Genomic DNA, 24,176 nt, shown 5'->3' with positions numbered 1-24,176 from the left:
CGCGGACGTCGCCGACGCCGCTGACGCCGCCGTCTACGTTTACTGCGAAGCGCCCGACGCGGCCGCCGAAGCCGCCTGCGTGGGCAGCGCCGCGGACGCCGCCGCGATCGCGGCCGAGGCCGCGTCGCTCGCCGCCTGATCGGCGTGGCCGCCGGTCACATCGTGCTTCTCGCCCGTCAGGTCGATGTTGCCGCCGCTCTTCATCAGCACGAACAGGGCCACCGCGGCGAAGACGATGAATCCAAGGACGAGTTTCCACATGGCTGCGAGTTTCCTTCTTGAGGTTGCCGGTCACGACGGTCGACCGGGTTGGCGGCCATTGTGGAAAGCCAGCCTGACATCAGGCTGAGCGCCGCTTCGGCCGCGCCGATGTGCGCCATCGCAAAGGCCATCGCAAGGGCGACCGGACCGGCGGCCGGCGCCATGAAAAAGGGCGGCCCGAAGGCCGCCCTGGGCGTCGAGGGGGTGGGCGCCGCGCGCCGCGTCCCTCGTCCGTGCCGCGCGTTCAGTCGCGGGCGTAGATGTCCACGTCCTTGGTCTCGCGCACGAACAGCAGGCCGACCACCAGGGTGAGCGCGGCGATGCCGATCGGGTACCAGAGGCCGTGATAGATGTTGCCGTTCTGGGCCACCATCGCGAAGCTGATCGACGGCAGCAGGCCCCCGAACCAGCCGTTGCCGATGTGGTACGGCAGGCTCATCGAGGTGTAGCGGATCCGGGTCGGGAACAGCTCGACCAGCATCGCGGCGATCGGGCCGTAGACCATGGTCACGTACAGCACCAGCACGCTCAGGATCGCGACCACCAGCGGCGTGTTGATCTTGGCCGGATCGGCCTTGGACGGATAACCGGCCGCCTTCATCGCCTCGCCCAGTTCCTTCTTGAACGCGGCGATCTTCTTGGTGCTGTCCTCGTCGAACTTGTGGCCGCCCGCGGTCAGCGTGGCGCTCGGCGCCTCGATGACCTTGTCGCCCACCTTCACCTGGCCGGAGCCGGCGGCGCCGGGCACGGTCTCATAGTTCGCCGCGGCCTGCGCCAGCGCGCGCTTGGCGATGTCGCAGGGCGTGGTGAAGTCCACGTCGCGCGCCACCGGGCTGCCCTGGAAGGAGCACTGCGCCGGGTCCGTCGTCAGCGTGATCTGCGCGGTGGCCTGGGCCTTGGCCAGGTCCGGGTTGGCCGCGTTGGTCAGCGCCTTGAACAGCGGGAAGTAGGTCAGGATCGCCAGCAGCAGGCCGGCCATGATGATGGGCTTGCGGCCGATGCGGTCCGACAGCGTGCCGAACACGACGAAGAACGGCGTGCCGATCAGCAGCGCGACGGCCACCATGATGTTGGCCGCGGCCGGGTCGACCTTGACCACGCTCTGCAGGAAGAACAGCGCGTAGAACTGGCCCGTGTACCAGACCACGCCCTGGCCGGCGACCAGGCCGAACAGCGCCAGCAGCACGATCTTCAGGTTCTTCCACTGGCCGAAGGACTCGGACAGCGGCGCCTTGGAGGTCTTGCCCTCGGACTTCATCTTCTGGAAGGCGGGCGACTCGTTCATCGACAGCCGGATCCACACGCTGATGGCCAGCAGCAGGATCGAGACGATGAACGGGATGCGCCAGCCCCAGGCCGCGAAGGTCGCCTCGCCGAGCGCCGTGCGGGTGCCCAGGATGACGATCAGCGACAGGAACAGGCCCAGCGTCGCCGTGGTCTGGATCCACGAGGTGTACGCGCCGCGCTTGCCGTGCGGGGCGTGCTCGGCGACGTAGGTCGCGGCACCGCCGTACTCGCCGCCCAGCGCCAGGCCTTGCAGCAGGCGCAGGCCGACCAGGATCACCGCGGCGGCGGGACCGATGGTTTCATAGGTGGGCAGCACGCCGACGATGAAGGTCGACAGGCCCATGATCAGGATGGTCACCAGGAAGGTGTACTTGCGGCCGATCATGTCGCCCAGGCGGCCGAACACCAGCGCGCCGAACGGACGCACGATGAAGCCGGCGGCGAAGGCCATCAGCGAGGCGATGAACTGGGCCGTGGGATCCAGGCCGGTGAAGAACTGCTTGCCGATGATCGCGGCGAGCGAGCCGTACAGGTAGAAGTCGTACCACTCGAACACCGTACCCAGCGACGAGGCGAAGATGACCTTCTTCTCCTCCGCTGTCATCGGCGCATTGGTGGTCACTGCGCTTGCAGTTGCCATGGGGTTGTCTCCTCGATTCCCAGAACCATCGACCGATGGCCCTTGGGGCGGGACTATCCGAGCGCGCTCTGACCTGTTTCTGACGGCATCCTTGCCTCAGGCTGACAAACTCCGGCGTAACCCGGAGTCGCGATTTCTCGATGCGGAATTTTCGGGGCTGTGCGCCGCATCAAAGGGTATGTCCCTACCCATGCTTGCTAGCTCGAATCAGCTGCGCCGCACCCCCACCGGCAGCGTCGCCGCGGCTGTCCAGGCGGGGCCGTCGAACCAGGCGTCGCCGTCGAGGTACGCGGTCACCATGTCCATCGCGTCCAGGCCCCAGAACAGCTTGTCGGCGACGGCCATCGTCGGCACGCCGAAGACGCCGCGCGCCAGGGCGGCGTCGGTGGCCTCGCGCAGCGCGGCCTTGACCTCGTCGGACGCCGGATCGCGCTGGGGCGCGAGCTCCGCCGCCAGCGCGGCCAGGCGCGCCGGATCGGCCGCGTCCTGGCCGCCGCGCCAGACGTGGCGCAGCACCTGCTCGACCGCGTGGCGGCCCGGCGTCTGTCCGGCCGGCGCGGTGGCCCAGAGCAGCCGCAGCAGCGGCAGCGGGTTGAACGGATGCGCCGCCGGCAGATCGAGCGGCACGCCGAGGCGGTGGCCCAGCCACAGCACCTGGCGGTAGGTCCAGTCGCGCTTGCCGGGGATCTCGGCCGGGCCCTTGTGGTCGAGCGACTTGAGCATCGCGCCGAACACGATCGGCAGGTAGCGCACCGCCACGCTGCGCCCGGCCAGCGCCTCGGGCAGGCGCTCGAAGGCCAGCGCGGCGTACGGGGAGATCGGGTCGAAGTAGAAGTCGATCGTGTGCACGGTCAGGTCTCCTGCTGGCGCCGATGCCGGTCGCCGTCGTGGGGATCGAGGGCCCGTCGCTGGCGGCGCGGGCGCGGATCGGGGAGCGCGCGGGCGCGGCGGCCCGCGGAATCAGCCGCGCGGCGGCTCGGTCGCGAGCGCGCCGTGCGCGGCCAGCAGCGCGCGGCGCTGCGGCAGCAGGTTGAGCAGCCGGATCCGGTCCGCGTCGTCGGACTTGCTCCAGCCGGCGATCTCCGGGATCGTGCGCGCGCAGCCGCGGCACAGCGCGGTGGGCTCATGCATCTTGCAGATGTTGATGCAGGGCGAGGCGACCCGCCCTTCCGGCGTGCGCCGCGCGTTCTCGGCGGTGACCGGGGCGTCGAGGTCCGCTGGCAGCGCGGTCGGGGCGGTCATTGCGTCACCTCGATCACCGGCGCGCCGGTCAGCGCCACGAGCTGCGGCGGCGACATCAGGAACACGCCATTCGGATGCCCGGCCGCGGCCCAGATGGCATCGAAGCGGAACAGTTCCTGGTCGATGAAGAGCAGCGGCGGCGCGGGGTCGCCGTCGGCGGCGTAGCTCGGCTGGAAGCCCAGCGGCGACACGCCGCCGATCGAGAAGCCGGTGCGCGCCTTCACGTAGTCGGCATCGGCACGGCCGAGCTTGCCGGTGTGGGCCTCGAGCTTGCGCTCGTCGACGCGCTTGTCGCCCGAAGCGATCACCAGCACGGCCGCGTCGTCGGCCTTGCGCCGGAACACGACGCTCTTGGCGATCTGGCCCAGCGCCACGCCCAGCGCGTCGGCCGCTTCCTGCGAGCTGCGGGCCGAGACCTCGAGCCAGCGCGGCTCGTGCTCATGGGACAGCGCGCGCAAGGCGGCGCACACGCGCTGGAAGCCGTCGGGGCGGGCGGCATCGGCGGCGGGGGCGGTCGAAGGGAATGTCGTGTCGCTCATGGCGCGCATTGTGCCGAAGCGTCAGCGACCCGATGCGGGCCGGGGTCGCCGTGTCACCTCGGCGTCAGGCGCGGCTAGGGGGAGCGCTCTCCTGCGGCGCGCGGGCTTGCGCTATGGTCCGCGCTCATGACCGATGCGAAGCATGAATCGAAGGCCGGCCCCGCCGGGACCGCGTCCGACGCGATCCACGACGACCCGGGCGCCGCGCCGACTGGCGTGAAGAGCCCGTTCGAGCCGGAGTTCACCGAGGCGCTGTGCGAGATCTTCGAGCGGCTGATCACCTTCAACCAGGTGCTGGGGCTGAAGGTCGACGAGCTGCAGCATGAGATCGTGCGGGCCCACATCCGGATGCGGCCGGACCTGGTGGGCCACTACGCCCACAACCGGCTCCACGGCGGCGTGATCAGCGCGACGCTGGACGCGATGGGCGGTCTGGCGGTGATGGCCGCCACCGGCGCGCGCCACCTCGACGAGGCGCCGCAGCAGCGGCTGCAGCGCTTCGCCAAGCTCGGCACGATCGACCTGCGCGTGGACTACCTGCGCCCGGCCATCGGCGCCGTCTTCCGCTGCGAGGCCGAAGTCATGCGCCTGGGCAGCCGCGTCGCCAACACGCGCATGTCCTTCACCGATGAACAGGGGCGGCTGCTGGCCACCGGAGCGGCGGCGTACATCGTGTCGTGACCACCGATCCGAGGACTGCCGTGGCAGTCCTCGGATCAATCCGCCGCGACCTCTTCCTTGACCGCCTTGATCCGATACGCGCAGCGCCGCGCGCCGGCCAGTAGATGCTCGGTGCGCTCGACCACGAGCGCCGGTCCCAGGCAGCGTTGGAACAGCGCCAGTTCCGAGCGGCAGAAGCCCTGGCAGCTCCGCGCCGCGGCGCAGATGGGGCAATGGTCCTCCACCAGCAGCCAGTCGCGGCCCGCGCGCTCGGCGCGCGCCATGTAGCCCTCCTCCGCACGCAGCCGGGCGAGCTCCCGGACCTTGTCGCCGGTCGTGCGGCAGCGCGCGAGCGCGGCGCGATAGCGTTGCTCGCTGTCGCGCTCGCGGGCGGAGATCAGCTGGTCCAGCCCCGCGTCGCCAAATACCGCGCGCGCCTGCTGGATCAGTTGCAGCGTCAGGTCGGCATGTCGATCGGGAAAGCGGCCGTGCCCGGCCTCCGTCAAGGCCCAGAGCTTGCGCGGCCGCCCCGGGCGCGACACGGCGCCCGGCTCATCGGTGCCGCCGCCCTCAACGCTGCGAAGGGTCCTGGCCATGCCCTCGCCCTCCTCGGCGCCCTCCTCCGCCCCCTCACCGAACGACCGCATGTCGCGGCGCTCGTCGCGCGCATCGACCAACCCCTGCTCCTGGAGCCGCGCGAGCAGCTTGTGCGCGCCCATCGGCGTGATCGCCAGCGCCGCCGCCAGCGCGGCTGCCGGCTGCGGGCCGCGGCTCTTGAGCTCGAACAGCAGCCGGTCCTCGTTGCCCTGGCTCATGAATGGCGCCTCGCGAAGCGGATGAAACCGACCGCCGCCAGCAGGCAGGTTGCACCGCCCAGCAGCATGATCCAGCGCGCCGAGAGCATCCCGAGCGCGCCGCCGATCAGCGCGATCAGCGTGTTGGACAGGCAGAACACCGTCGTCAGCAGCCCCATCACGCGGCCCTGGCCATGCGCGGCGAAGCGCTCCGACATCCACGCCGGCATCAGCGCGTTGTAGAACGACAGCGGCACGCCCAGCAGCGGGATCAGCGCCAGCCCCAGCCATGACGGCGCCAGGCTCAGCGCCAGCAGCCCGATCGCCGCCACCACCGCGAAGCGCGCCGCGCGGTGCAGCGGCGTCGGGCCCGAGCCGATGCGGGCCGCGAAGAGGCTGGCCGCGGTCATCGCGGCGCACTGCACCGCCGTGACCAGCGCGATCCCGCGGCTGCCCAGCCCGGCCTGCTGCAGCATCCACAGCGGCGCGAACTCGTACAGCGCATTGACCCCCAGCGTGTAGGCCAGCTGCAGCAGCGCCAGATGCCGCAGCACCGGGTCCTGCACCACCAGCCCCAGCGACTGCTGGCGCCGCATCGCCGCCAGCAGGCCGCCCTGCGGCCGTGCCGCGGGCCGGTCATCCGGCAGCCCCAGGCCCAGCAGCACCAGGCAGGGCACCAGCACGACCGCGGCGACGATGAAGGGCACCGCCTCGCCCCAGGGCAGCGTCAGCCCGCCCAGCAGCGGGCCGACCAGCCAGCCGATGTAGAGGCTCGCGTTGAGCCAGGCGAAGCTGCGGGTGCGCTCCAGCTGCGGATGCCAGTCCGCCAGCAGCGCCCGCACCACCGCGACGTTGCCCTCGGTCAGCCCGGTCGCGAAGCGCGACAGCACGAACAGCGGATAGTCCCGCGAGGCCAGCGCGAAGGCGCTCAACCCGTAGCCGACCAGCGTCGCGGTGATGGTGATGCCGAGCACGCGGCGGCGCCCGTAGCGGTCGGACATCGGCCCCACGAACAGGCTGCCGACCAGGATGCCGGCGGGATTCACGGCCAGCGCCAGCCCCATCAACAGCTCGGGCCGCAGGCCGAGGAAGTGGGTGAAGTCGTCCACCGGTCCGCCGACGAAGATCGGCGCCAGGATGGGATACGGCAACGCGACGCCGGCGGTGCTCATCAGCGCGAGCGCGCAGACGGCCCAGAGCAGCAGGTGCGGATGGCGCAGCGGCGCCGGCGAGGCGGAAGGGGGCGCGGACGAAGAGAGCACGGCGCTCATTGTGCGGCCCCTTCCCGGCGCAGGCACAAGGCATAGCCGGGCCAGCCGCGATGGCGCCACTCCTCGCGGGCGGCGTCGGCGACCTTGATGCGGTGGTCGTTCATGGATCCCTGCAGCGCGGGCAGCTCGCGCGTCCAGTCGTCCTCGGACGCGCTGCCCGCATGCACCAGCGCCCAGGCCGGCGCCGGCCGCTGGTCCGACAGGTAGGTGCCCAGCCAGGCGCGCCAGACGCTGCGCAGGACCTGGCCTTCGTCGACGACCAGACCGCGCGAGGCCGCCGCCGCCAGCAGCACCCGCAGCGCATGGGTGCCGGTCACCAGGTGCAAGGCGGCGAACTGGTGCCGCGCCAGGTAGACCGCCAGCGAGGCCTCGGCCAGGTCGTCCAGCGTCAGGCGCGGACGCTCGACGTAGGCGGCGAAGCCGGGCAGCGCCGCCGCGTGCTGCATGCGGGTCGTGATCAGGCTGCCCGGCATCGCCGGCATGGCCATCGCCGGATCGGCGCGCACCGCGTCGATCACGTCGCGCAGACGCGCGCTGCCCTGGCCCGAGGGCACCGGCGCGCCGAGCGGCGAGGTCAGTCCCACCGTCGTCCGCAGCGCCGCGTCCAGTTCCTTCGCATGCCCCGACTGCAGCGCGTAGGCCAGCCGGATCGCCACATGGAAGGCCTGCGCCTCGGGTACGTCCAGCACGCGCAGCAAGGCCTCCTCCACCGTCGGGGCGGGCGTGTCGTCCGCCACGGCCGGACGCGACAGCGGCGCCCAGTGGTCGATCTGCCGCTGCAGCGCCGCGCGCGGCGCGCCGAGCCGCGCCAGCGCGCCCAGCGCCATCGGCAAATGGTTGAACAGCGGCATCGCCTCGGTGCCGTACATCGGGCCGAAACGGACCGACTGGTCCAGCGCCTCGTGCAGGCCCGCAGGCCAGGGCGGCCCCTTGAGCTCGAGCTCGTTGTCGTCCGGATCGAACAGGTACAGCGACGGGCCGTCGCCCTCCGCACCGTAGCGCGAGCCATAGGCATCGACGCGCACGCCGCGTTCGGTCAGCCAGCGGCGCAGCGCGGGCTCGTCCAGCGACTCGACGCGCAGGCAGAAGTGGTCGACGTTGCGCCCCTCCGCGCCCGGCCCCGCGCCCCCGGCGCTGCCGAGCTTGCCGTCCAGCGGCACGAGGTCGATCAGCTGCGCGCCGGCGCGCAGCTGCACCAGGCCGATCGCGTCCTGGCGGCGCTCGACCGTGCAGCAGAGCAGGTCCACGTAGAAGTGCAGCGAGGCGGACAGGTCCCGCACCCGCAGGACGAGGTGGTCGAGGCCCTGGATCTTGATCATGGCGAGCTCCTTGTGCTTGCTGTCGTTGCGCCATGATCGCGCCGCCCATCGATTTAATAAACAGTTTGTTTATTAACACTCTTCCCCGCAGGGAGACCCGACAATCGCGCCCATGGCTTTCCGACCCCTTCCCCTCCCCGATGACGTCCCCGGCCGGCTCTGGCTGCAGTCGATGCCGGGCCGCCGCGAGCCCTGGAGCGCCTTCCTCGACGAGGCGCGGCTGAACCGGCTCGACATGCTGGTCTGCCTCAATCCGCTGGAGGAGGTGGCTGAGTTGTCGCCGGCGTATCACAAGGCGGTCGCGCAGGGCCGGATGCCGTTCCGCTGGCTGCATGTGCCGATGCGCGACTTCGGCCTCGCCGCGGATGCCGCCGCCTTCCGGCAAGGGGTGGAGCAGGTCGCGCAGGGCCTGCGCATGGGCGATCGCGCGCTGCTGCATTGCGCCGCCGGCATGGGCCGCACCGGCACGATGGCGGCCTGCGTGCTCAAGCGCCTGGGCATGCCGGCGGCGGAAGCGCTCGCCGCGGTCAGCGCCGCCGGATCGAATCCCCAATCGGCGCTGCAGTCCGGCTGGATCCACCAGTTCTGACGCGCGTCGGAACCGGCGTCCCAATTCCCCTCATGTCGCCCTCGCCCTTGCCCTTCGCCCACCTCGACCCGCAGGTCCTGCACGCCGACGACGATCGTGTTGTCGTCGACAAGCCGTCGGGCCTGCTGTCGGTGCCGGGTCGCGGCGAGGACAAGCAGGATTGCGCCTGGGCCCGTGTCGCGGCGCGCTGGCCCGATGCGTTGATCGTCCATCGACTGGACCAGTCGACCTCCGGGCTGATCGTCTTCGCCCGCGGCGAGGCGATGCAGCGCGCGCTCAGCGAGGCCTTCGCGGCCCGGCTCGTCGACAAGCGCTACGAGGCCGTCGTGCATGGTCTGGTCGCGCGCGATGCGTTCGAGATCGACCTGCCGCTGATCGTCGACTGGCCCAACCGGCCGCGCCAGATGGTCGATGCCGAGCGCGGCAAACCCAGCCTCACACGGGTGCGGGTGCTGCATCGCGACCTCGCCGCGGGCACCACACGCGTCGAGCTGGAGCCGGTCACCGGGCGCTCGCACCAACTGCGCGTGCACCTGCTGGCCGCCGGCCACCCCATCCTCGGCGACGCGCTGTACGCGCCGCCCGAGATCCTTGCCCGCGCGCCGCGCCTGCTGCTGCACGCGCGGGACCTGCGCTTGCCGGCGGTGCTCGACGCGCCGCCGCTGTCGCTGCATTCGCCCCCCGCGTTCTGAGCGCCCCTTGCGCCGTCCGACCCAGGAGTCCTCGTCATGTCCCCTTCCCCCGACGCCCCCGGCGTCCCGAACGCCCCCACCGCCCTCACCGTGATCACCGGCAGTTCCCGCGGCCTGGGCGAAGCGCTGGCGCGCCAGTCGCTAGCGGCCGGTCACCTGGTGGTCGGCATCGCCCGCGGGCGCAGCGAGGCGCTGGAGCGCTTCGCCCACGAGCGCGGCCTGCCGCTGCAGCAATGGCAGGCGGACCTGTCCGCGCCGCTGGCGATCGCGCGGCACCTGGCCGACTGGCTGCGCACGCAGCCGCGCGACTGGCGCTCGGCCACGCTGATCAACAACGCCGGTGTCGTCACGCCGCCGGGACCGATCGACGGGGAATCGCTGGAGGTGCTGTCCGCCGCGCTGCGCGTCGGCCTGGAGGCCACGGTGCTGCTGAGCGCCGCCTTCCTCGACGCCACGCGCGACTGGCCGGCGGCGCGCAAGGTGCTGAACATCTCGTCCGGGTTGGGTCGCCGCGCGATGGCCGGCAGCGCCCTGTACTGCGCGGCCAAGGCCGGCATGGACAACCTCAGCCGCGCGATGGCGCTGGACGAGGAACACAAGGCCGCGCAGGGCGAGCGGGCGGCGCGTGTCGTGTCACTCGCGCCAGGCATCATCGACACCGACATGCAGGCGCAGCTGCGCGGTGGCGATGCGTCGAAGTTCCCGGACCGCGACCGCTTCGCCGCGTTCAAGGCCGAGGGCCAGCTCGTCAGCGCCGAGGACACCGCGACGCGCGTGCTGCGTTTCCTGGCGCGCGACGACTTCGGCCAGCAGGTGCTTGCCGACGTGCGCGACGCCTGAGCGTCGTTCAGCCGACCAGGTTCGCCAGCGTCAGCAGCGCCAGCAGCATCATCCACAGCACCACCGAGCGCCAGACCAGGCCGACGACGCTCTGCAGGTGGCCCAGCTGCGGCGGCACGCCGCCGGTCGAGCCCTCGGCGCGGGTGGCGTCCATGTCGCCGCCGGACTCGAAGGTCTTGCTGCGGTCGGGGGTCACGCCCGGCGCGGCGCTGCCGCCCAGCTGCACGCCGACGGCGCCGGCCGCGGAGGCCAGGATGATGCCCTCGTTGTCATGCGCCCAGAGCGCCGCGTCGCGACGCCAGGCGTTCACCGCCTCTTCGAAGTTGCCGACGATGGCGAAGCCGGTCGCCGTCAGGCGCGCCGGGATGTGGTCGATCATGCCGAACAGCTTGCGCGACAGCGCCATCAGGCGCTCGTTGGTCGGCGCGTCCAGCGTGCGGCTCTTGAAGGCCCAGTAGCGGCCGGCGAATTCGGCCATCCGGTACAGCACCGCGCCGGCCGGCCCCAGGCCCAGTGTCGAGAACAGCACGAACCAGAAGAAGACACCGAAGACATGCCGGTGCGCCGCCAGCAGCGAGTGCTCCAGCACATGCCGCAGCAGCTCGGTACGCGGCAGCTCGCTGGCGTCCAGGTGGCGCCATTCGGCCAGCAGGCGACGGGCCTCGAGCTCGTCACCGCGCTCGAGCGCGTCGCGGATGTCGGTGAAGTAGTGGCTGAACTGGCGGAAGCCCAGCGTCAGGTAGAGCACCAGCACGTCCAGCGCCAGCGACAGCAGCAGGCTGTAGGGACGCACCAGCGCGTAGATCGCGCCGACCAGCAGCGCCGGGCCGACGACGGTGATCGTCCACACGACGGCCGCGTGATGCGACCGTCCCGCGTCGAAGTTGCGCCCGGTCCAGCGCACCCAGGCGATCATGCCCTGGTGGACCGGGTTCCCGTGCGGCAGAGGCTTGAGCTGCTCGCACACCAGCGCCAGCAAGACCGCGAAGAAGTTCATGGCCCGGGATGATAGCGGGCGTCAGACCTGCAGGAAGCGGTAGAGATTGCGCAACATCGCCGCCGTCGCGCCCCAGATGAAGAACTCCTTCGGACTGGCCGCGGTGAGGGCGACGTCGGGGTCCGCGTTCGAGACCGCAAGACCTGGCCCCGTCCACGGCATCGAGAGGAACTGGCGTCGTCCCATCAGCGGGCCGTCCGTGCCGGGGACCTCGTACTCGAAGCTGTGGCGCTGGTGGTGGGCCGGGTTCATCAGGAAGGCCAGCGGCACCTCGAAGGCCTCGGCCACCTCGAACGCGTCCAGCCGCAGCGAGAAGTCGGGGCGCACCAGCGCGACCACCGGGGTGACCTCGTAGGCGGTCACCGTGCGGTAGACCGGCAACTGGCCGATCAGGTCGACGTGATGCTCCTCCAGCCCGATCTCCTCCTGCGCCTCGCGCAGCGCGGTGCGCTCGGGCGAGCCGTCCTCGGGCTCGGCGCGGCCGCCGGGGAAGCTCACCTGGCCGGCGTGGTCGCGCAGGTGCGCGGTGCGCTGCGTCAGCAGCACCTGCAGGCCGGACGCCCGCTGGACCAGCGGCACCAGCACCGCCGCCTGGGTCGTGGTGCGGCCGGGGAAGATGCCGCCGTCGCCGGGAATCTCCGGATCGATGTCGGGCGGGTGAAGGAAGCGCTGGCGCAGCCAGGCGGGGGTCAGGCGCTCCGGCGGAACGGCCGGCAGGTGGGCATCGGTGCCGGCGACGGGAACGACGCGGGGATCCTTGATGGCGGGACGGCTGGGGGAAGGCGTCGACATGCGGCGGGATCGTCCGGTGAGCCGGACTTGTTCGTGGGCGCCCGGGGCGCGAAGCCCCGATTGGACGCCAGAAACGACAAAGCCGCTCCGGGCAGGGCCTTGGAGCGGCTTTGAGGGGGCGTGCGCCGAAGGATTATTCGGCTGCCTTGAAGGACAGCTTTTCCTTGATGCGCGCCGACTTGCCCGAACGCTCACGCAGGTAGTACAGCTTGGCGCGACGGACGTCGCCGCGGCGCTTCACCTCGATCGAGGCGATCAGGGGGCTGTACAGCTGGAAGGTACGCTCAACGCCTTCGCCGCTCGAGATCTTGCGGACGATGAAGTTGGAGTTCAGACCGCGGTTGCGGCGGGCGATGACCACGCCTTCGTAGGCCTGCACGCGCTTGCGGGTGCCTTCGACGACGTTCACGTTGACGATCACGGTGTCGCCGGGGGCGAACGCGGGGATGGTCTTGTTCAGGCGAGCAATTTCTTCTTGCTCGAGGGTCTGGATCAGATTCACGAGGATCTCCTGGTGATCGTGCCGGCGCGAATCAGGATGATTCCAGGACTGGCCGCCATCGAAAGACTTCTTCGGCGCCGCCCGCGTGGGGATTCAACCAACAGCACCCTGGACCCTGGTTTCCCTTGGTCCTGTACTGCCCTTGCCCCATCAGCCCGGTAGAGGATCGGCAAAACCGGCGATTATAGACGTGGACGGGCGACCGTCAAACTTTGTGCGGCCTGACAGCCGTCCCGCCGGCGAGCGAGGCGAGGAATTTCTCGTCCTTCTTGTCGAGCCGACCGTCGCGGCGCGCGGCCTCGATCAGCTCCGGGCGACGCGCCAGCGTCAGCGCCAGCGACTGCTCGCGGCGCCAGCGCGCGATCTCGGCATGGTGGCCGGACAGCAGCACCGGCGGCACCGGCAACGGTCCTTCGGGCGTCTCCAGGACCTCGGGACGGCTGAAGTGGGGGCAGTCCAGCAGGCCGTCGGAGAAGCTGTCCTGCTGGTGCGAGGCGGCATCGTTGAGCACGCCGTCCTGCAGGCGGGCGATGGCGTCCAGCATTGCGATCGCCGGCAGTTCGCCGCCCGACAACACGAAGTCGCCCAGGCTGATCTCCATCGTCACGTGGCGGTCCAGCACGCGCTGGTCGATGCCTTCGTAGCGGCCGCACAGCAGGATGGCGCCCTCGCCCGTGGCCAACTCGCGCGCCAGCGCCTGGTCGAGCCGGCGGCCGGTCGGGCTGAAATGGATCACGGCGGGCACGCCCGGATGGGCGGTGGCTCGATCGGCCTTCACGGCAGCCAGTGCGCGCTCCAGCGGCGCGGCCAGCATCACCATGCCGGGCCCACCCCCGAACGGGCGGTCGTCGACGCGGCGGTAGTTGTCCTCGGCGTAATCGCGCATCTGCCACAGACGCACGTCGACCTGCCGGCTCTCATAGGCGCGACGCGTCACGCCGACCCGCAGGAAGGGGTCGAAGAGTTCGGGGAACAGGGTGAGAACGTCGAAGCGCATGGGCAGTCAGGCCCGCGGCTTCAGTAGTCGAGATCCCAGTCGACCGGGATGATCCGCGCGGCCTTGTCGACGTCGCCGACATAGGCGTTCACGAACGGGATCAGGATCTCTTCATCGGGCTTGACCGGCGCGGTCTTGCCGGCGGGCAGGATGCGCAGCACGCAGTGGGGGCCGGTGTCGATCAGGTCGATCACCTCGCCCAGCGTCGTGCCGTCCTTGTTGACAACCGACATGCCGATCAGGTCGACCCAGTAGAACTCGCCGTCGTCCGTCTCGGGGAACACGCTGCGCGAGACGAAGATGCGGGCACCCTTGAGCGCTTCGGCGCCGTTGCGGTCGGCCACGCCCTCCACCTGGGCGACGATGCCGTCCGCATGGTCGCGGACAGCCAGGATCTTGAGCACGGGCGGCACGACATGCGGCTTGCCCGGCAGGGCCTTCTCGCTGGGCTTCAGGAACCAGCGGCGAGAGGCGAAGAGCGCCTGGGCATCGGCGGAGTGGCTGAGGATCTTCAGCCAGCCCTTGATGCCCCAGGCGTCCAGCACGCGCCCGACTTCGATGGCGTCTTCCGGAAAGGCCGGGGAGGACTCGATCACGTCGTCAGGCGCCTGCTTCATCACTGCGATCCGAGGATCAGGCAGCAGCGGCGGCCGGAGCGGCAGCCTTCTTGGACACATCGACCAGGCGGGCGACGGCCGGCGACAGCTGGGCGCCCACGCCCACCCAGTACGACACGCGGTCTTGCGAGACGCGCAGGCCTTCGGCATTGCCGGAGGCGACCGGGTTGTAGAAGCCGACGCGCTCGATGAAGCGGCCGTCGCGGCGGTTGCGGCTGTCGGTCACGACGATGTTGTAGAACGGACGCTTCTTGGAGCCACCGCGGGAGAGTCGAATCACGACCATGATCTATCCTTCAGGTTTTGAGCGTTCCACCGCACCAGGGAGACACACAGGGGCAAGCAGACAATGAACCGACCGTTCCGTGCGGGGAGCGCGTGTGTCGCGCATCGAGTCCCCGGGACAGGTCGGCAGCTGGCACCGTAGATACGCCCCCGGTCCGTCCTTCGCCCCCTCAGCCCCGGATCAGGAAGCTTCGAAGCGTGACAGCCACACCCAGGGGCCAGCGCCAAAACCCGGCATTATAAACTCGCTCTTGACGCTTTGTCCTCCTCCCCCAATGACGACAACCACCAGCAGTTCCTCCCCGCTCCTGATCCGCCCCAGCCTGGAAGGCGACATCGCCGCGATCCAGCAGATCTACGAACACGCGGTGCTGCACGGCACCGGCACTTTCGAGACCGAGGTCCCCGATCGCGCCGAGATGGCCCGCCGCCGGACCGAGGTGCTCAGCCGCAGCCTGCCCTACCTGGTCGCGGAGCGTGACGGACAGGTGCTCGGCTACGCGTATGCCAACTATTTCCGCCCGCGGCTGGCCTATCGCTATTTCGTCGAGGACTCGATCTACCTCGCGCCACAGGCGCAGGGACAAGGCGTCGGCCGCCTGCTGCTGGCGGAGTTGATCGCGCGCTGCGAAGCCGCCGGCGCGCGGCAGATGATCGCCGTCATCGGCGATTCGCAGAACCTGGGCTCCATCGGCGTCCACCGCAGCCACGGCTTCGAGGACGTCGGCGTCATGAAGGCCGCCGGGTGGAAGTTCGGCAAGTGGCTGGACGTGGTGCTGATGCAGCGCCAGCTGGGCCAGGGCGACACCAGCTCGCCCACCGGCGCCGCCCCGGCGACCGCGCCGGCCACCCCGGATCCGACGCCCGCCGCATGAGCGCCCTCGCCCCGACCAACGGCGGCGGCGCGGACGTCAAGTCCAAGACCGTGGCCACCTGGCTGAGCTTCGCGCTCGGCAGCCTCGGGGCGCACCGCTTCTATCTCCACGGTTTCGGCGACCGGCTGGGCTGGTTGCACCCGCTGCCGACGCTGCTGGGGCTGTATGGCATCCACCGGATGGACACCCTGGGCCAGGACGACGTCGTGGCCTGGTTCCTGATTCCGCTGCTGGGGCTGATGCTGGCGCAGAGCATGCTGGTCGGCATCGTCTACGGCCTGATGCCGGACGAGCGCTGGGCCGAGCGCTTCAATCCGGGCCAACCGGTGCGCAAGACCGGCTGGTGGCCGATCCTGGGCGTCATCGCCTGCCTGATGGTGGGCGGCGCCTGCCTGATGGCGACGATCGCGTTCTCGGCGCAGCGCTATTTCGAATCCCAGGTCGAAGCCGCCCGCGAGATCAGCCAGTAGCCGCCCGCGAGCGCAGCCCGCCTCAGCCCGCTCAGAACAGCGTGAAGCTGATCCAGTAGAACAGCCCGCCGATGAAGGCCGACGCCGGGATCGTGAAGATCCAGGCCCAGACGATGTTGCCGGCCACGCCCCAGCGCACCGACGACGCGCGCTGCGTCGAGCCCACGCCGACGATGGCGCCGGTGATGGTGTGCGTCGTCGACACCGGGACGCCCAGCGCGGTGGCCAGGAAGAGCGTGATGGCTCCGCCGGTTTCCGCGCAGAAGCCGCCCACCGGCTTGAGCTTGGTGATCTTCTGCCCCATCGTGCGGACGATGCGCCAGCCGCCGAACATGGTCCCCAGGCCGATGGCCAGGTAGCAGACGACGATCACCCAGGTCGGCGGCGAGTGCTCGCCAGCACCCGCGTAGCCCGACGCGATCAGCAGCATCCAGATCAGGCCGATCGTCTTTTGCGCGTCGTTGCCGCCGTGACCCAGGCTGTACAGGCCGGCCGAGACCAGCTGCAGCCGTCTGAACCAGTTGTCCACCCGCAGCGGCGAGCTGCGGCGGAACAGCCACGCCACCGCCACCATCAGCAAGGAGCCGAGCAGGAAGCCCAGCAGCGGCGACACGAAGATGAACAGCACCGTCTTGCCGATGCCGCTCATGATCAGGCCCTTGGTGCCCGCTTTCGCGATCGCCGCGCCGACCAGGCCACCGATCAGCGCGTGCGACGAGCTCGACGGGATGCCGTAGAACCAGGTGATCACGTTCCACGCGATCGCACCGATCAAGGCGCCGAAGATCACATGGTGATCGACGATGCTCGCGTCGATCGAGCCCTTGCCGATCGTCGCCGCCACCTTCAGCTCGAAGAACAGCACCGCGATCACGTTGAAGAAGGCCGCGAACAGCACGGCCTGCTGCGGCTTGAGCACGCCGGTCGACACGACCGTCGCGATCGAGTTGGCCGCATCGTGGAAGCCGTTCATGAAGTCGAAGGCGATGGCCAGCACCACCAGCATGGCGACGACCCAGAAGGCCACCTGCATCGTTCCCATAGCAGACGCTCCGCTATCGGATCAGGAGTTCTCGAGGACGATGCCCTCGATCAGGTTGGCCACGTCCTCGCAGCGGTCGGAGATCGACTCCAGCTGCTCGTAGATGGCCTTGAGCTTGATCAGCTCGCGCACGTCCTCCTGCTCGCGGAACAGCTTGGACATCGCGGCGCGCATCACGCGGTCGGCATCGGACTCGAGCTTGTCGATCTCCTCGCAGGCCTTGATGGCGGCTTCGGCGGTGTGCGGCTCGCTGAGCTTGGGCAGCAGCGTGACGGCATGCTTGACGCGTTCGCAGCACTTGGCCGACAGCTCGCCCAGGCGCAGCACTTCGTCGGGGATGGAGCGCACGTCGTAGAGCTGCATGGTTTCGCTGGAGTCCTGCAGCAGGTCCAGGATGTCGTCCATCGCGTTGATTAGGCCGTGGATCTGCTCGCGGTCGATCGGCGTGATGAAGGTCCGGTGCAGCAGCCGGTTCACCTCGGCGGTGATGCGGTCGGCGTGGTGCTCGGCCTTGTCGACCTCGGCGGCGTACTTCTCGCGCAGCGTCAGGTCGTTGTAGTTCTGGATCATGAGCATGAAGGCGCGGGCGCCTTCCACGATCTGCGTGCCGTGCTCATTGAACAGTTCAAAAAAATTGCCCTCACGGGGCAGCAGCTTGCCGAAAAACATGGGGAGGCTCCGCGCGGTGCGATCCACGCCGGATCGTCACAAATGGTTCATTTCCGTGTCACGGAAAACCGGCAAGTGTAGCGGCCTGGGGCCCGAACGGGCCATGGGGCCGGCGCAACGGCTCGTCCTCGCGTTCGATCGCCTGGGCGGCGACGCCGGGCAGATGGCTCCGCAGATCGCCCAGTCCCGGCGCACTCAACGCCGGATCGAGCTCCAGCAAGGGCTTGAGGACGAAGGCGCGCTGATGCAGCCTCGGATGGGGCACGGTCAGGCGTTCGAGTGCGAGGGTCTCGTCGCCGTAGAGGAGCAGGTCGAGGTCGAGCGTGCGCGGCGCGTTGACATAGGGCCGCTCGCGCCCGTGGCGCTGTTCGATCGCCTGAAGCGCCTCGAGCAGCACCAGCGGGGCCAGGCCGGTGCGCAGGCGCGCGACCGCATTGAGATAGTCGGGCCCCTCGCAGCCGACCGGCGCGCTGCGCCAGGCGCCGGAGACGGCCTCGACGCTCAGGTCCTTCAGGTCGGCGAGGTCGACCAGCGCCGCCTCCAGCGTGCGCCGCAGGTCGCCGAGGTTGGCGCCCAGGCCGACGTAGGCCGTGATCATTCGTCGGCGGAGGACGCCGGCGCGGCGCTCGACGCTTCGCCGGCACCCGCCGACTTCGGCTTGCGACGACGGCGGCGCTTCTTGGCCGGATGGGCCGCGCCGCCCTCCCCGTCCATCACCTCGGGATCGATGGGCAAGGCCGCGGCCGATTCGCCGGCCACCGGCACCGCCGGCACGTTGCCGGCCGCCACCGAACCGCGCGGCACCGAATGCACCCGTCCGCCGCCCGCCTTGGGCTTGCTGCGCGGACCGGTCTGGCGCTGCGTCTCGCGCGCCTGATCGAGCAGCGCGCGGCGGTCGTCCTCGCTGCCCAGCGCGAAGTCCTCCCACCAGTCGGCCAGCGCCGGATCGATCTCGCCCGCCTCGGCGCGCAGCGCCAGGAAGTCGAAGCCGGCGCGGTAGCGCGGCTGTTCGATCAGGCGGTGCGGGCCGCTGCCGGTGCGGCGCTCGAAGCGCGGCTGCATCATCCAGATCTCGCGCATGTCCGCGGCCAGCTTGCCGCGGCCGGAGATGTCGCCCACGCGCGCGTCGAAGACCAGGTCGATGGCCTGCTGCAGCGCGGGCACCGCGCCTTCGCCGCCGTCGATCAGGCGCTGCCAGCGCTGCTGGACCTCGCCCCACAGCATGCAGGCGAGCATGAAGCTCGGCGCCACCGAGCGGCCCTCGGCCACCCGCTTGTCGGTGTCCTCCAGCGCCAGCCGGACGAACTTGCCGTGCACGTTGTCGGGCAGCGCGCCGTCCTTGTCCAGCACCGCGTCCAGGATCGGGAACACGCCGCGCGCCAGGCCCTGCTTGCGCAGTTCCTCGATGCTGGCCAGCGCGTGGCCGGTCTGCAGCAGCTTGATCATCTCGTCGAACATCCGCGACAGCGGCACGTTCGCGAGCAGCGGCCCCATCGCCACGATCGGCGCGCGCGTCTTGGGCTCGATCGTGAACCCCAGCTTGGCGGCGAAGCGCACCGCGCGCAGGATGCGCACCGGGTCCTCGCGATAGCGGGTCTCGGGGTCGCCGATCATGCGCAGCACCTTCTTGCGCGCGTCGGCCAGGCCGCCGTGGTAGTCGACCACCAGCTCGCGCTGCGGGTCGTAGTACATCGCGTTGACGGTGAAGTCGCGGCGCGCGGCGTCCTCGATCTGCGGGCCCCAGACGTTGTCGCGCAGCACCCGGCCGGACGCGTCGACGACGTGCGACTTGCCATCCAGCGCGCTCTTGGACGTCTTCTCGTTGCCCTGCACCTGCTCGGCATCGTCCTCCTTGAGCAGCGCCCGGAAGGTCGAGACCTCGATGACCTCGTGCTCGCGGCCCCGGCCGTAGACCACGTGGACGATGCGGAAGCGCCGGCCGATGATGAAGGCGCGGCGGAACTGGTTCTTGACCTGTTCCGGGGTGGCGTTGGTGGCGACGTCGAAGTCCTTGGGCCGGCGTCCCAGCAGCAGGTCGCGCACGGCGCCGCCGACGATGTAGGCCTCGAAGCCCGCGTCGGTCAGCCCCTTGACGACCTTGACGCCGCGCTCGTCCAGCAGCGCCGGATCGATGCGGTGCTCCTCGGCGGCGATCTCCACCCGCTTGCCCAGCGGCGTGGCGGTCCCCTCGGGCTTGCCCAACAGCTTGTTGATCAGTTTTTTAATCATTCGAACAGCTTCAATATCGGCCAGCCGCGCTCGCGCGCCAGCGTCTCGAGGGCCGCGGTGGGATTGGTCGCCACCGGATGGCTGACCCGCTCCAGCAGCGGCAGGTCGTTCATCGAGTCGCTGTAGAAATGCACGCGCTCGAAATCCTCCCAGCGCCGGCCCTGCGCGGCCAGCCACTCGTTCACGCGCACGATCTTGCCCGCCTGGAAGGACGGGGTGCCGCGCACGCGACCGGTGAACGCGCCGGCCGCGTCGCGTTCCAGCTGCACGGCGATCAGGTGATCGATGCCGAAGGCCTGGGCGATCGGCGCGGTCACGAATTCATTGGTCGCGGTCACCACGACCACGAGATCCCCGGCATCCAGGTGGCGCTGCACCAGTGCGCGCGCATTGTCGCGCAACATCGGCGCGACGACCCGGCTCATGAATTCGGCGCGGGCGGCCTCGGCCTCGGCCAGCGGACGGGCGCGCCAGACGGAGGTGGCGAACTCGACGTATTCGTCCAGGTCGAGCTCGCCGCGCTGGTACTGCGCGTAGAACTCGTCGTTGCGGGCCGCCCAGGCGGCGCCGTCGGCCCAGCCGATCTCCACCATGTAGGCGCCGAAGGCGTGATCCGAGTCCTGCGGGATCAGGGTGCCGTCCAGGTCGAACAGGGTCAGGTCCACGTGATGTCCTTGAAAAACCTTGAAATCGTTGCAACCAGCGGCACGACGCGCCTCAGGCGGGCGCGCCCTGGTCGGCGAGCATCTGGCGCAGCAGCGGCACGGTGACGGCCCGCTTGCTGGCCAGGGCGAATTCGTCCAGCCCGTCGAGCAGCGTCATCAGGTGCTTGAGGTCGCGGGCGTAGCGGGTGAGCAGGTAGTCGATGACGTCGTCGGTCAGCGCGATGCCGCGGCGGTCGGCCTCGCGGCGCAGCACGGCGCGCACCTCGGCCTCGGACAGCGGCACCAGCGCGAAGGTCGGGCCCCAGCCCAGGCGCGTGCGCAGGTCCTCGCGCAGCGCAAGGTCCACCGGCGGCGCGGTGCCGGTCGAAACCACCGCCAACCCCAGCGTCGCGGCCTCGACGAACAGCGCGAAGGCCGCATGCTGCCGGCCGTCGTCGAAGCGCTGCGTGTCGTCGAGCAGCAGCAGGCTGGGATGGGTGGGCAGCTCCCAGGGCAGCGGCGTGTCGGCGTCGTACCAGCCGACCTGCGCGCCGGCGTGCTGCCAGTGCTGGGCGAGCGCGCGCAGCAGGTGCGTCTTGCCGCTGCCCGGCGGCCCCCACAGGAAGACCGGCGGCGAACCCGCGCCCAGCCCCAGCACGTGCGTGAGGGCCGCAGTGTTGGCGCCGGTGAGGAGCGTGTCAAAGGTGTAGTCGGGCTCGGGACCGAGCGACAGCGGGATCTGCTTCAAACCACTTCAGCGTTGGATGGAGGGAGACCCGGCGGCGATGCCAGGCCCCGGCCCTCAAGGAGCGGGATTCTAAGCGGCGCCTCCCACCCTCCCGCCTCGCCGACCACCCGGAGGCGGGGGTCGACGGAGGACGGGCAGGGAAACCGGGCCTCAGTGGAAGGTCGCCGGCCCGCCTTCGCCGTCCCGGATCTGCTGCAGGCACTGCTCCAGCTCGACCTGCTCGACGCGGTCCCCCGGCAGCAGCGCCACCAGCTTGCGCTGCACGGCCAGCAGCCGGGGCAGGTCCTGCCGGTCCATGTGGATCTGCTTGAGGTTGCGCAGCATGCGCGCCAGGATCTGGCGCGGCGACGCGGTCCCCAGGAAGGCATCCAGCGACATCGGCTCCTGCGGCATCAGCCCGGCGCGCTCGCGCCAGGGGCTGAGGAACTCGTCGAGCTCGCCGCGCCCCAGCGAGCGCCCGCTGAACGGGTCCAGCACCACCTCGCCCTGCGGCAGCCGCAGCTTCATCAGGAAGTGCCCCGGAAAGCTGACGCCCTTGACCCGCAGGCCGACATGGGCCGCCAGCTCCATGTAGATGATCGCCAGCGTGATCGGGATGCCGCGCCGCGTCGCCAGCACCTGGTGCAGGTAGCTGTTGCCGATGGCGTAGTAGTCGTTGACGTTGCCCGCGAAGCCGAGCTCGCCATGGAAGTACTGGTTGAGCATCCGGAGCCGGTGGCTGGGCGGCGCATCGGCCGGCAGGCGCTGGCGCAGCCGCTCGCCGAGCCGGTCCAGCTCCGCCATCACCTGCTGCACGTCCAGCCGGGGGACGTCGTCCAGCGCGATCGCGGCGGCGGCTTCGGCCAGGTTCAGCGTGTCGTCGTCGGCAACCAGCGTCGAGAAATAGTCCAGCGCCGACGGCACCGTCCACTGCAGGGGCGAACTCATGCGCCCGAGTCTACGCCCTGGCCTGCCGGCGTCATCGGCGCGGTTCCCGAGTCCGGAAACTCACGCCCCGGCGCTCAGGCCCGCCGCGCGAAGTGGCGCAGCTTCACGCCCAGCAGCAGCAGCACGCCGAAATACAGCAGCGCCGACGCCCCCAGGCTCAGCGCCATCCACCCGGCGCGCGCCAGCTCGAAGTGGAAGCCCTTGCCGCCGACCCAGGCGAAGTGCCCGGCCAGCCACCACTGCAGCGCGCCCATCGCCGCGCTGGCGATCAGCACGCGCAGCAGGAACAGCGCCCAGCCGGCTTCCGGCGTGTAGGTGCCCAGCCGGCGCAGCCCGCGCAGCAGCAGCAGCGCGTTGACCACCGCCCCCAGGCCGATCGACAGCGACAGACCGGCGACGCCGATCTGCAAGCCGAAGACGAAGATCGCGTTGAAGAGCTGCGTCAGCACCAGCACGCCGACGGCGATGCGCACCGGCGTGCGCATGTCCTGGCGCGCGTAGAAGCCGGGCGCCAGCACCTTGATCGACACCAGCCCCATCAGCCCGAGCCCGTAGCCCATGACCGCGTGGGCGGTGCTGGTGACGTCGGCGGCCCGGAAGGCGCCGCGCTGATAGAGCACCGCCACCAGCGGCTCGGCGAAGACCACCAGCGCGACCGCGCAGGGCAGCGCCAGCAGCAGCGTCAGGCGCAGGCCCCAGTCGAGCAGGCCCGAGTACTTCTCGGTCTCGCCCTTGGCGGTGCTGGCGGCCAGTTGCGGCGTCAGCACCACGCCCAGCGCGACGCCGAGCAGCGCGATCGGGAATTCCATCAGCCGGTCCGCGTACGTCAGCCAGGATGCGGCGCCCTCGCCCACCGCGATCGCGATCTGCGTGTTGATCAGCAGCGACAGCTGCGCCACGCCGACGCCCAGCAGCGCCGGCCCCATCTTGCGCAAGACCTGGCGCACGCCCTCGTCCGCGGCGGCGCGGCGCAGGCCGGACAGGCCCAGCGCGAAACGCGGCATCAGTCCGATCTTCGTCAGCGCCGGCACCTGCAGCGCGAGCTGCAGCAGCCCGCCCACCATCACGCCCACCGCCAGCGAATAGATCGGCGCGTAGCCATGGCGCTCGAGCACCGGTGCCAGCCCGTAGCCGCAGGCGAGCGAGGCCAGGTTCAGCAGCACCGGCGTGACCGCGGGCACGACGAAGCGCTTCCATGTGTTCAGGATGCCTGCCGACAGCGCCACCAGCGACATGAAGCCGATGTAGGGGAACATCCAGCGCGTCATCACGACGGCCGCCTCGTGGGCGGGCGCGGACAGGCCCGCGCCGAGCGCCCACACCAGCACCGGCGCGCCGACCACGCCCAGCACGCAGGTCGCCAGCAGCGCCCACAGCAGCACCGTCGCGACGGCGTCGATCAGGTGCCGGGTGGCGTCATCGCCGTCCCTGGCGCGGGCCGCGGCCAGCGCCGGCACGAAGGCCTGCGAGAACGCGCCTTCGGCGAACAGCCGCCGCAGCATGTTGGGAATGCGGAAGGCGACGTTGTAGGCGTCGGTCATCGCGTTCGCGCCGAACAGGCCGGCCACCATCTGCTCGCGGACCAGCCCGGTGATGCGGGACAACAGCGTGAAGATCGAGACGACGGAGGCGGTGCGGAGCAGATTCATGCGGGAAGCGGCGCGGCGGAGCGCAAAGGCGCGGGGGTGCCCGGCGGGCGACCGCGCATTATGGGTGTCCCGCTCAGGCGCAATGCCGCGGATTTGGTTTTTCCATTCCTGGCTGCTATACTCGCCGTCTTTGCACCAACTGGACCCATAAGACAATGGCAAGCTCTTCCAAAGCCAAGAAGAAAACCGTGCGTCTGGCCTCGGGCCGCAAGCGCGCACGTCAAGACGTCAAGCTGAACGCCGCCAACTCGGCGCTGCGTTCGAAGTTCCGCACGGTCATCAAGAACGTGCAAAAGGCGATCGTCACTGGCGACAAGGCCAAGGCCGCCGACCTGTTCAAGACCGCCCAGCCCGTGATCGATTCGGTCGCCGACAAGGGCATCTTCCACAAGAACAAGGCTGCTCGTCACAAGAGCCGCCTGTCCGCCAAGATCAAGGCGCTGGCCGCCTGATAACCAAGTTCCAGCTCTGGTGCACGAAGAGCCCGCCACCCGGCGGGCTTTTTCATTCCCGCAGCTCCGAGCGGCTTCGGGTTGGGCGCAGAGCGTCGTTGCGGATCCTCGCCATAGCCCCCGCTATGGCTGCGGTCCGCGCCTAGC

The 24,176-nt window shown here is 70.3% G+C and carries 29 protein-coding genes and 1 pseudogene; 7 read left to right on the top strand and 23 right to left on the bottom strand.

The window, feature by feature from the left end; translation table 11 throughout:
- Positions 1 to 39: 39 nt before the first annotated feature.
- From BM393_RS06140 to BM393_RS06120, 5 genes are all read right to left on the bottom strand, one after another.
- Positions 40 to 261, bottom strand: a complete 222-nt coding sequence (locus BM393_RS06140) for a hypothetical protein (protein WP_091723533.1) — start codon at positions 259 to 261, stop codon at positions 40 to 42.
- 244 nt (positions 262 to 505) lie between these two features.
- Positions 506 to 2,188, bottom strand: coding sequence for an MFS transporter (locus BM393_RS06135; protein WP_217648391.1), 1,683 nt, complete (start codon positions 2,186 to 2,188; stop codon positions 506 to 508).
- A 207-nt stretch (positions 2,189 to 2,395) separates the two neighbouring features.
- On the bottom strand, positions 2,396 to 3,037 hold the full coding sequence (locus BM393_RS06130) for a 2-hydroxychromene-2-carboxylate isomerase (protein ID WP_091723531.1): 642 nt from the start codon (positions 3,035 to 3,037) through the stop codon (positions 2,396 to 2,398).
- Between the two features lie 111 nt (positions 3,038 to 3,148).
- Positions 3,149 to 3,430, bottom strand: a complete 282-nt coding sequence (locus BM393_RS06125) for a DUF1289 domain-containing protein (RefSeq protein ID WP_091723529.1) — start codon at positions 3,428 to 3,430, stop codon at positions 3,149 to 3,151.
- Positions 3,427 to 3,969 carry a YbaK/EbsC family protein gene (locus BM393_RS06120; protein ID WP_091723527.1) on the bottom strand — a complete coding sequence of 181 codons (543 nt, stop codon included), beginning with the start codon at positions 3,967 to 3,969 and terminating at the stop codon, positions 3,427 to 3,429. The genes BM393_RS06125 and BM393_RS06120 overlap by 4 nt, the downstream gene beginning before the upstream one ends.
- Before the next feature lie 126 nt (positions 3,970 to 4,095).
- On the opposite strand from BM393_RS06120, the gene BM393_RS06115 reads away from it, so the two are divergent.
- Positions 4,096 to 4,650, top strand: a complete 555-nt coding sequence (locus BM393_RS06115; protein ID WP_091723524.1) for a thioesterase family protein — start codon at positions 4,096 to 4,098, stop codon at positions 4,648 to 4,650.
- A gap of 35 nt (positions 4,651 to 4,685) precedes the next feature.
- Here BM393_RS06115 and BM393_RS06110 read toward each other — a convergent pair whose 3' ends face one another.
- The 4 genes and pseudogenes from BM393_RS06110 to BM393_RS26070 form a co-directional block, all read right to left on the bottom strand.
- Complete coding sequence (locus BM393_RS06110; RefSeq protein ID WP_141225242.1) at positions 4,686 to 5,444, bottom strand: metalloregulator ArsR/SmtB family transcription factor; 759 nt, start codon at positions 5,442 to 5,444, stop codon at positions 4,686 to 4,688.
- Positions 5,441 to 6,694 (bottom strand): MFS transporter, encoded by a 1,254-nt coding sequence (locus BM393_RS06105; RefSeq protein ID WP_091723519.1) that lies wholly within the window; start codon positions 6,692 to 6,694, stop codon positions 5,441 to 5,443. Before BM393_RS06105 ends, BM393_RS06110 begins: the two co-directional genes overlap by 4 nt.
- A complete protein-coding gene (locus BM393_RS26075; RefSeq protein ID WP_254783388.1) occupies positions 6,691 to 7,140 on the bottom strand; it encodes a questin oxidase family protein in 450 nt (149 codons plus the stop codon). The genes BM393_RS06105 and BM393_RS26075 overlap by 4 nt, the downstream gene beginning before the upstream one ends.
- Before the next feature lie 468 nt (positions 7,141 to 7,608).
- A pseudogene (locus BM393_RS26070) lies at positions 7,609 to 8,013 on the bottom strand (VOC family protein); the annotation flags it as partial.
- Positions 8,014 to 8,125: 112 nt separating this feature from the next.
- Between BM393_RS26070 and BM393_RS06095 the strand changes: the two are divergent.
- From BM393_RS06095 to BM393_RS06085, 3 genes are read left to right on the top strand one after another with little or no spacing between them, the layout of a single operon-like run.
- Positions 8,126 to 8,602 (top strand): tyrosine-protein phosphatase, encoded by a 477-nt coding sequence (locus BM393_RS06095; RefSeq protein ID WP_091723514.1) that lies wholly within the window; start codon positions 8,126 to 8,128, stop codon positions 8,600 to 8,602.
- Positions 8,603 to 8,634: 32 nt separating this feature from the next.
- Positions 8,635 to 9,294, top strand: a complete 660-nt coding sequence (locus BM393_RS06090) for an RluA family pseudouridine synthase (RefSeq protein WP_091723511.1) — start codon at positions 8,635 to 8,637, stop codon at positions 9,292 to 9,294.
- A gap of 36 nt (positions 9,295 to 9,330) precedes the next feature.
- Positions 9,331 to 10,134: an SDR family NAD(P)-dependent oxidoreductase gene (locus BM393_RS06085; protein ID WP_091723509.1), complete on the top strand. Its 804-nt coding sequence runs from the start codon at positions 9,331 to 9,333 to the stop codon at positions 10,132 to 10,134.
- A gap of 7 nt (positions 10,135 to 10,141) precedes the next feature.
- Here BM393_RS06085 and BM393_RS06080 read toward each other — a convergent pair whose 3' ends face one another.
- The 6 genes from BM393_RS06080 to rpsP all read right to left on the bottom strand — a co-directional run bounded on the left by BM393_RS06080 (position 10,142) and on the right by rpsP (position 14,325).
- A complete protein-coding gene (locus BM393_RS06080; protein ID WP_091723506.1) occupies positions 10,142 to 11,131 on the bottom strand; it encodes a CobD/CbiB family protein in 990 nt (329 codons plus the stop codon).
- 21 nt (positions 11,132 to 11,152) lie between these two features.
- Positions 11,153 to 11,923 carry a CoA pyrophosphatase gene (locus tag BM393_RS06075; RefSeq protein ID WP_091723503.1) on the bottom strand — a complete coding sequence of 257 codons (771 nt, stop codon included), beginning with the start codon at positions 11,921 to 11,923 and terminating at the stop codon, positions 11,153 to 11,155.
- A gap of 133 nt (positions 11,924 to 12,056) precedes the next feature.
- The gene (rplS, locus tag BM393_RS06070) at positions 12,057 to 12,425 is read right to left on the bottom strand and encodes a 50S ribosomal protein L19 (protein WP_091723501.1); all 369 of its coding nucleotides are present in this window, start codon (positions 12,423 to 12,425) and stop codon (positions 12,057 to 12,059) included.
- A 205-nt stretch (positions 12,426 to 12,630) separates the two neighbouring features.
- A complete protein-coding gene (trmD, locus tag BM393_RS06065; RefSeq protein WP_091723499.1) occupies positions 12,631 to 13,422 on the bottom strand; it encodes a tRNA (guanosine(37)-N1)-methyltransferase TrmD in 792 nt (263 codons plus the stop codon).
- Between the two features lie 20 nt (positions 13,423 to 13,442).
- Entirely contained in the window at positions 13,443 to 14,039 is a 597-nt protein-coding gene (gene rimM, locus BM393_RS06060; protein WP_091723496.1) for a ribosome maturation factor RimM, read from the bottom strand.
- Positions 14,040 to 14,055: 16 nt separating this feature from the next.
- On the bottom strand, positions 14,056 to 14,325 hold the full coding sequence (rpsP, locus tag BM393_RS06055) for a 30S ribosomal protein S16 (protein WP_091723493.1): 270 nt from the start codon (positions 14,323 to 14,325) through the stop codon (positions 14,056 to 14,058).
- A 274-nt stretch (positions 14,326 to 14,599) separates the two neighbouring features.
- Between rpsP and BM393_RS06050 the strand changes: the two genes are divergently transcribed.
- Positions 14,600 to 15,199: a GNAT family N-acetyltransferase gene (locus BM393_RS06050; protein WP_091723490.1), complete on the top strand. Its 600-nt coding sequence runs from the start codon at positions 14,600 to 14,602 to the stop codon at positions 15,197 to 15,199.
- Positions 15,196 to 15,669, top strand: a complete 474-nt coding sequence (locus BM393_RS06045) for an NINE protein (protein ID WP_091723488.1) — start codon at positions 15,196 to 15,198, stop codon at positions 15,667 to 15,669. The genes BM393_RS06050 and BM393_RS06045 overlap by 4 nt, the downstream gene beginning before the upstream one ends.
- Before the next feature lie 31 nt (positions 15,670 to 15,700).
- Here BM393_RS06045 and BM393_RS06040 read toward each other — a convergent pair whose 3' ends face one another.
- From BM393_RS06040 to murJ, 8 genes are all read right to left on the bottom strand, one after another.
- Entirely contained in the window at positions 15,701 to 16,711 is a 1,011-nt protein-coding gene (locus BM393_RS06040; protein WP_091723485.1) for an inorganic phosphate transporter, read from the bottom strand.
- Positions 16,712 to 16,732: 21 nt separating this feature from the next.
- Positions 16,733 to 17,380 carry a DUF47 domain-containing protein gene (locus BM393_RS06035; protein ID WP_091723483.1) on the bottom strand — a complete coding sequence of 216 codons (648 nt, stop codon included), beginning with the start codon at positions 17,378 to 17,380 and terminating at the stop codon, positions 16,733 to 16,735.
- A gap of 58 nt (positions 17,381 to 17,438) precedes the next feature.
- Positions 17,439 to 17,978, bottom strand: coding sequence for a 2-amino-4-hydroxy-6-hydroxymethyldihydropteridine diphosphokinase (gene folK / locus BM393_RS06030; RefSeq protein ID WP_091723481.1), 540 nt, complete (start codon positions 17,976 to 17,978; stop codon positions 17,439 to 17,441).
- Positions 17,975 to 19,609: a polynucleotide adenylyltransferase PcnB gene (pcnB, locus tag BM393_RS06025; RefSeq protein WP_091723479.1), complete on the bottom strand. Its 1,635-nt coding sequence runs from the start codon at positions 19,607 to 19,609 to the stop codon at positions 17,975 to 17,977. The genes folK and pcnB overlap by 4 nt, the downstream gene beginning before the upstream one ends.
- The gene (locus BM393_RS06020; protein WP_091723477.1) at positions 19,606 to 20,274 is read right to left on the bottom strand and encodes an HAD family phosphatase; all 669 of its coding nucleotides are present in this window, start codon (positions 20,272 to 20,274) and stop codon (positions 19,606 to 19,608) included. The genes pcnB and BM393_RS06020 overlap by 4 nt, the downstream gene beginning before the upstream one ends.
- A gap of 52 nt (positions 20,275 to 20,326) precedes the next feature.
- Positions 20,327 to 21,001, bottom strand: coding sequence for an HdaA/DnaA family protein (locus BM393_RS06015; protein ID WP_091723475.1), 675 nt, complete (start codon positions 20,999 to 21,001; stop codon positions 20,327 to 20,329).
- 150 nt (positions 21,002 to 21,151) lie between these two features.
- Positions 21,152 to 21,928 carry a SirB1 family protein gene (locus BM393_RS06010; RefSeq protein ID WP_091723472.1) on the bottom strand — a complete coding sequence of 259 codons (777 nt, stop codon included), beginning with the start codon at positions 21,926 to 21,928 and terminating at the stop codon, positions 21,152 to 21,154.
- 74 nt (positions 21,929 to 22,002) lie between these two features.
- Entirely contained in the window at positions 22,003 to 23,577 is a 1,575-nt protein-coding gene (gene murJ / locus BM393_RS06005) for a murein biosynthesis integral membrane protein MurJ (protein ID WP_091723470.1), read from the bottom strand.
- Between the two features lie 155 nt (positions 23,578 to 23,732).
- On the opposite strand from murJ, the gene rpsT reads away from it, so the two are divergent.
- Complete coding sequence (rpsT, locus tag BM393_RS06000; RefSeq protein ID WP_067066702.1) at positions 23,733 to 24,029, top strand: 30S ribosomal protein S20; 297 nt, start codon at positions 23,733 to 23,735, stop codon at positions 24,027 to 24,029.
- The last annotated feature ends 147 nt before the right edge of the window (positions 24,030 to 24,176 follow it).

It is taken from the genome of Mitsuaria sp. PDC51 (assembly GCF_900113225.1).
Classification (GTDB): domain Bacteria; phylum Pseudomonadota; class Gammaproteobacteria; order Burkholderiales; family Burkholderiaceae_C; genus Roseateles.
This window is presented reverse-complemented; position numbering and strand designations above follow the sequence as displayed.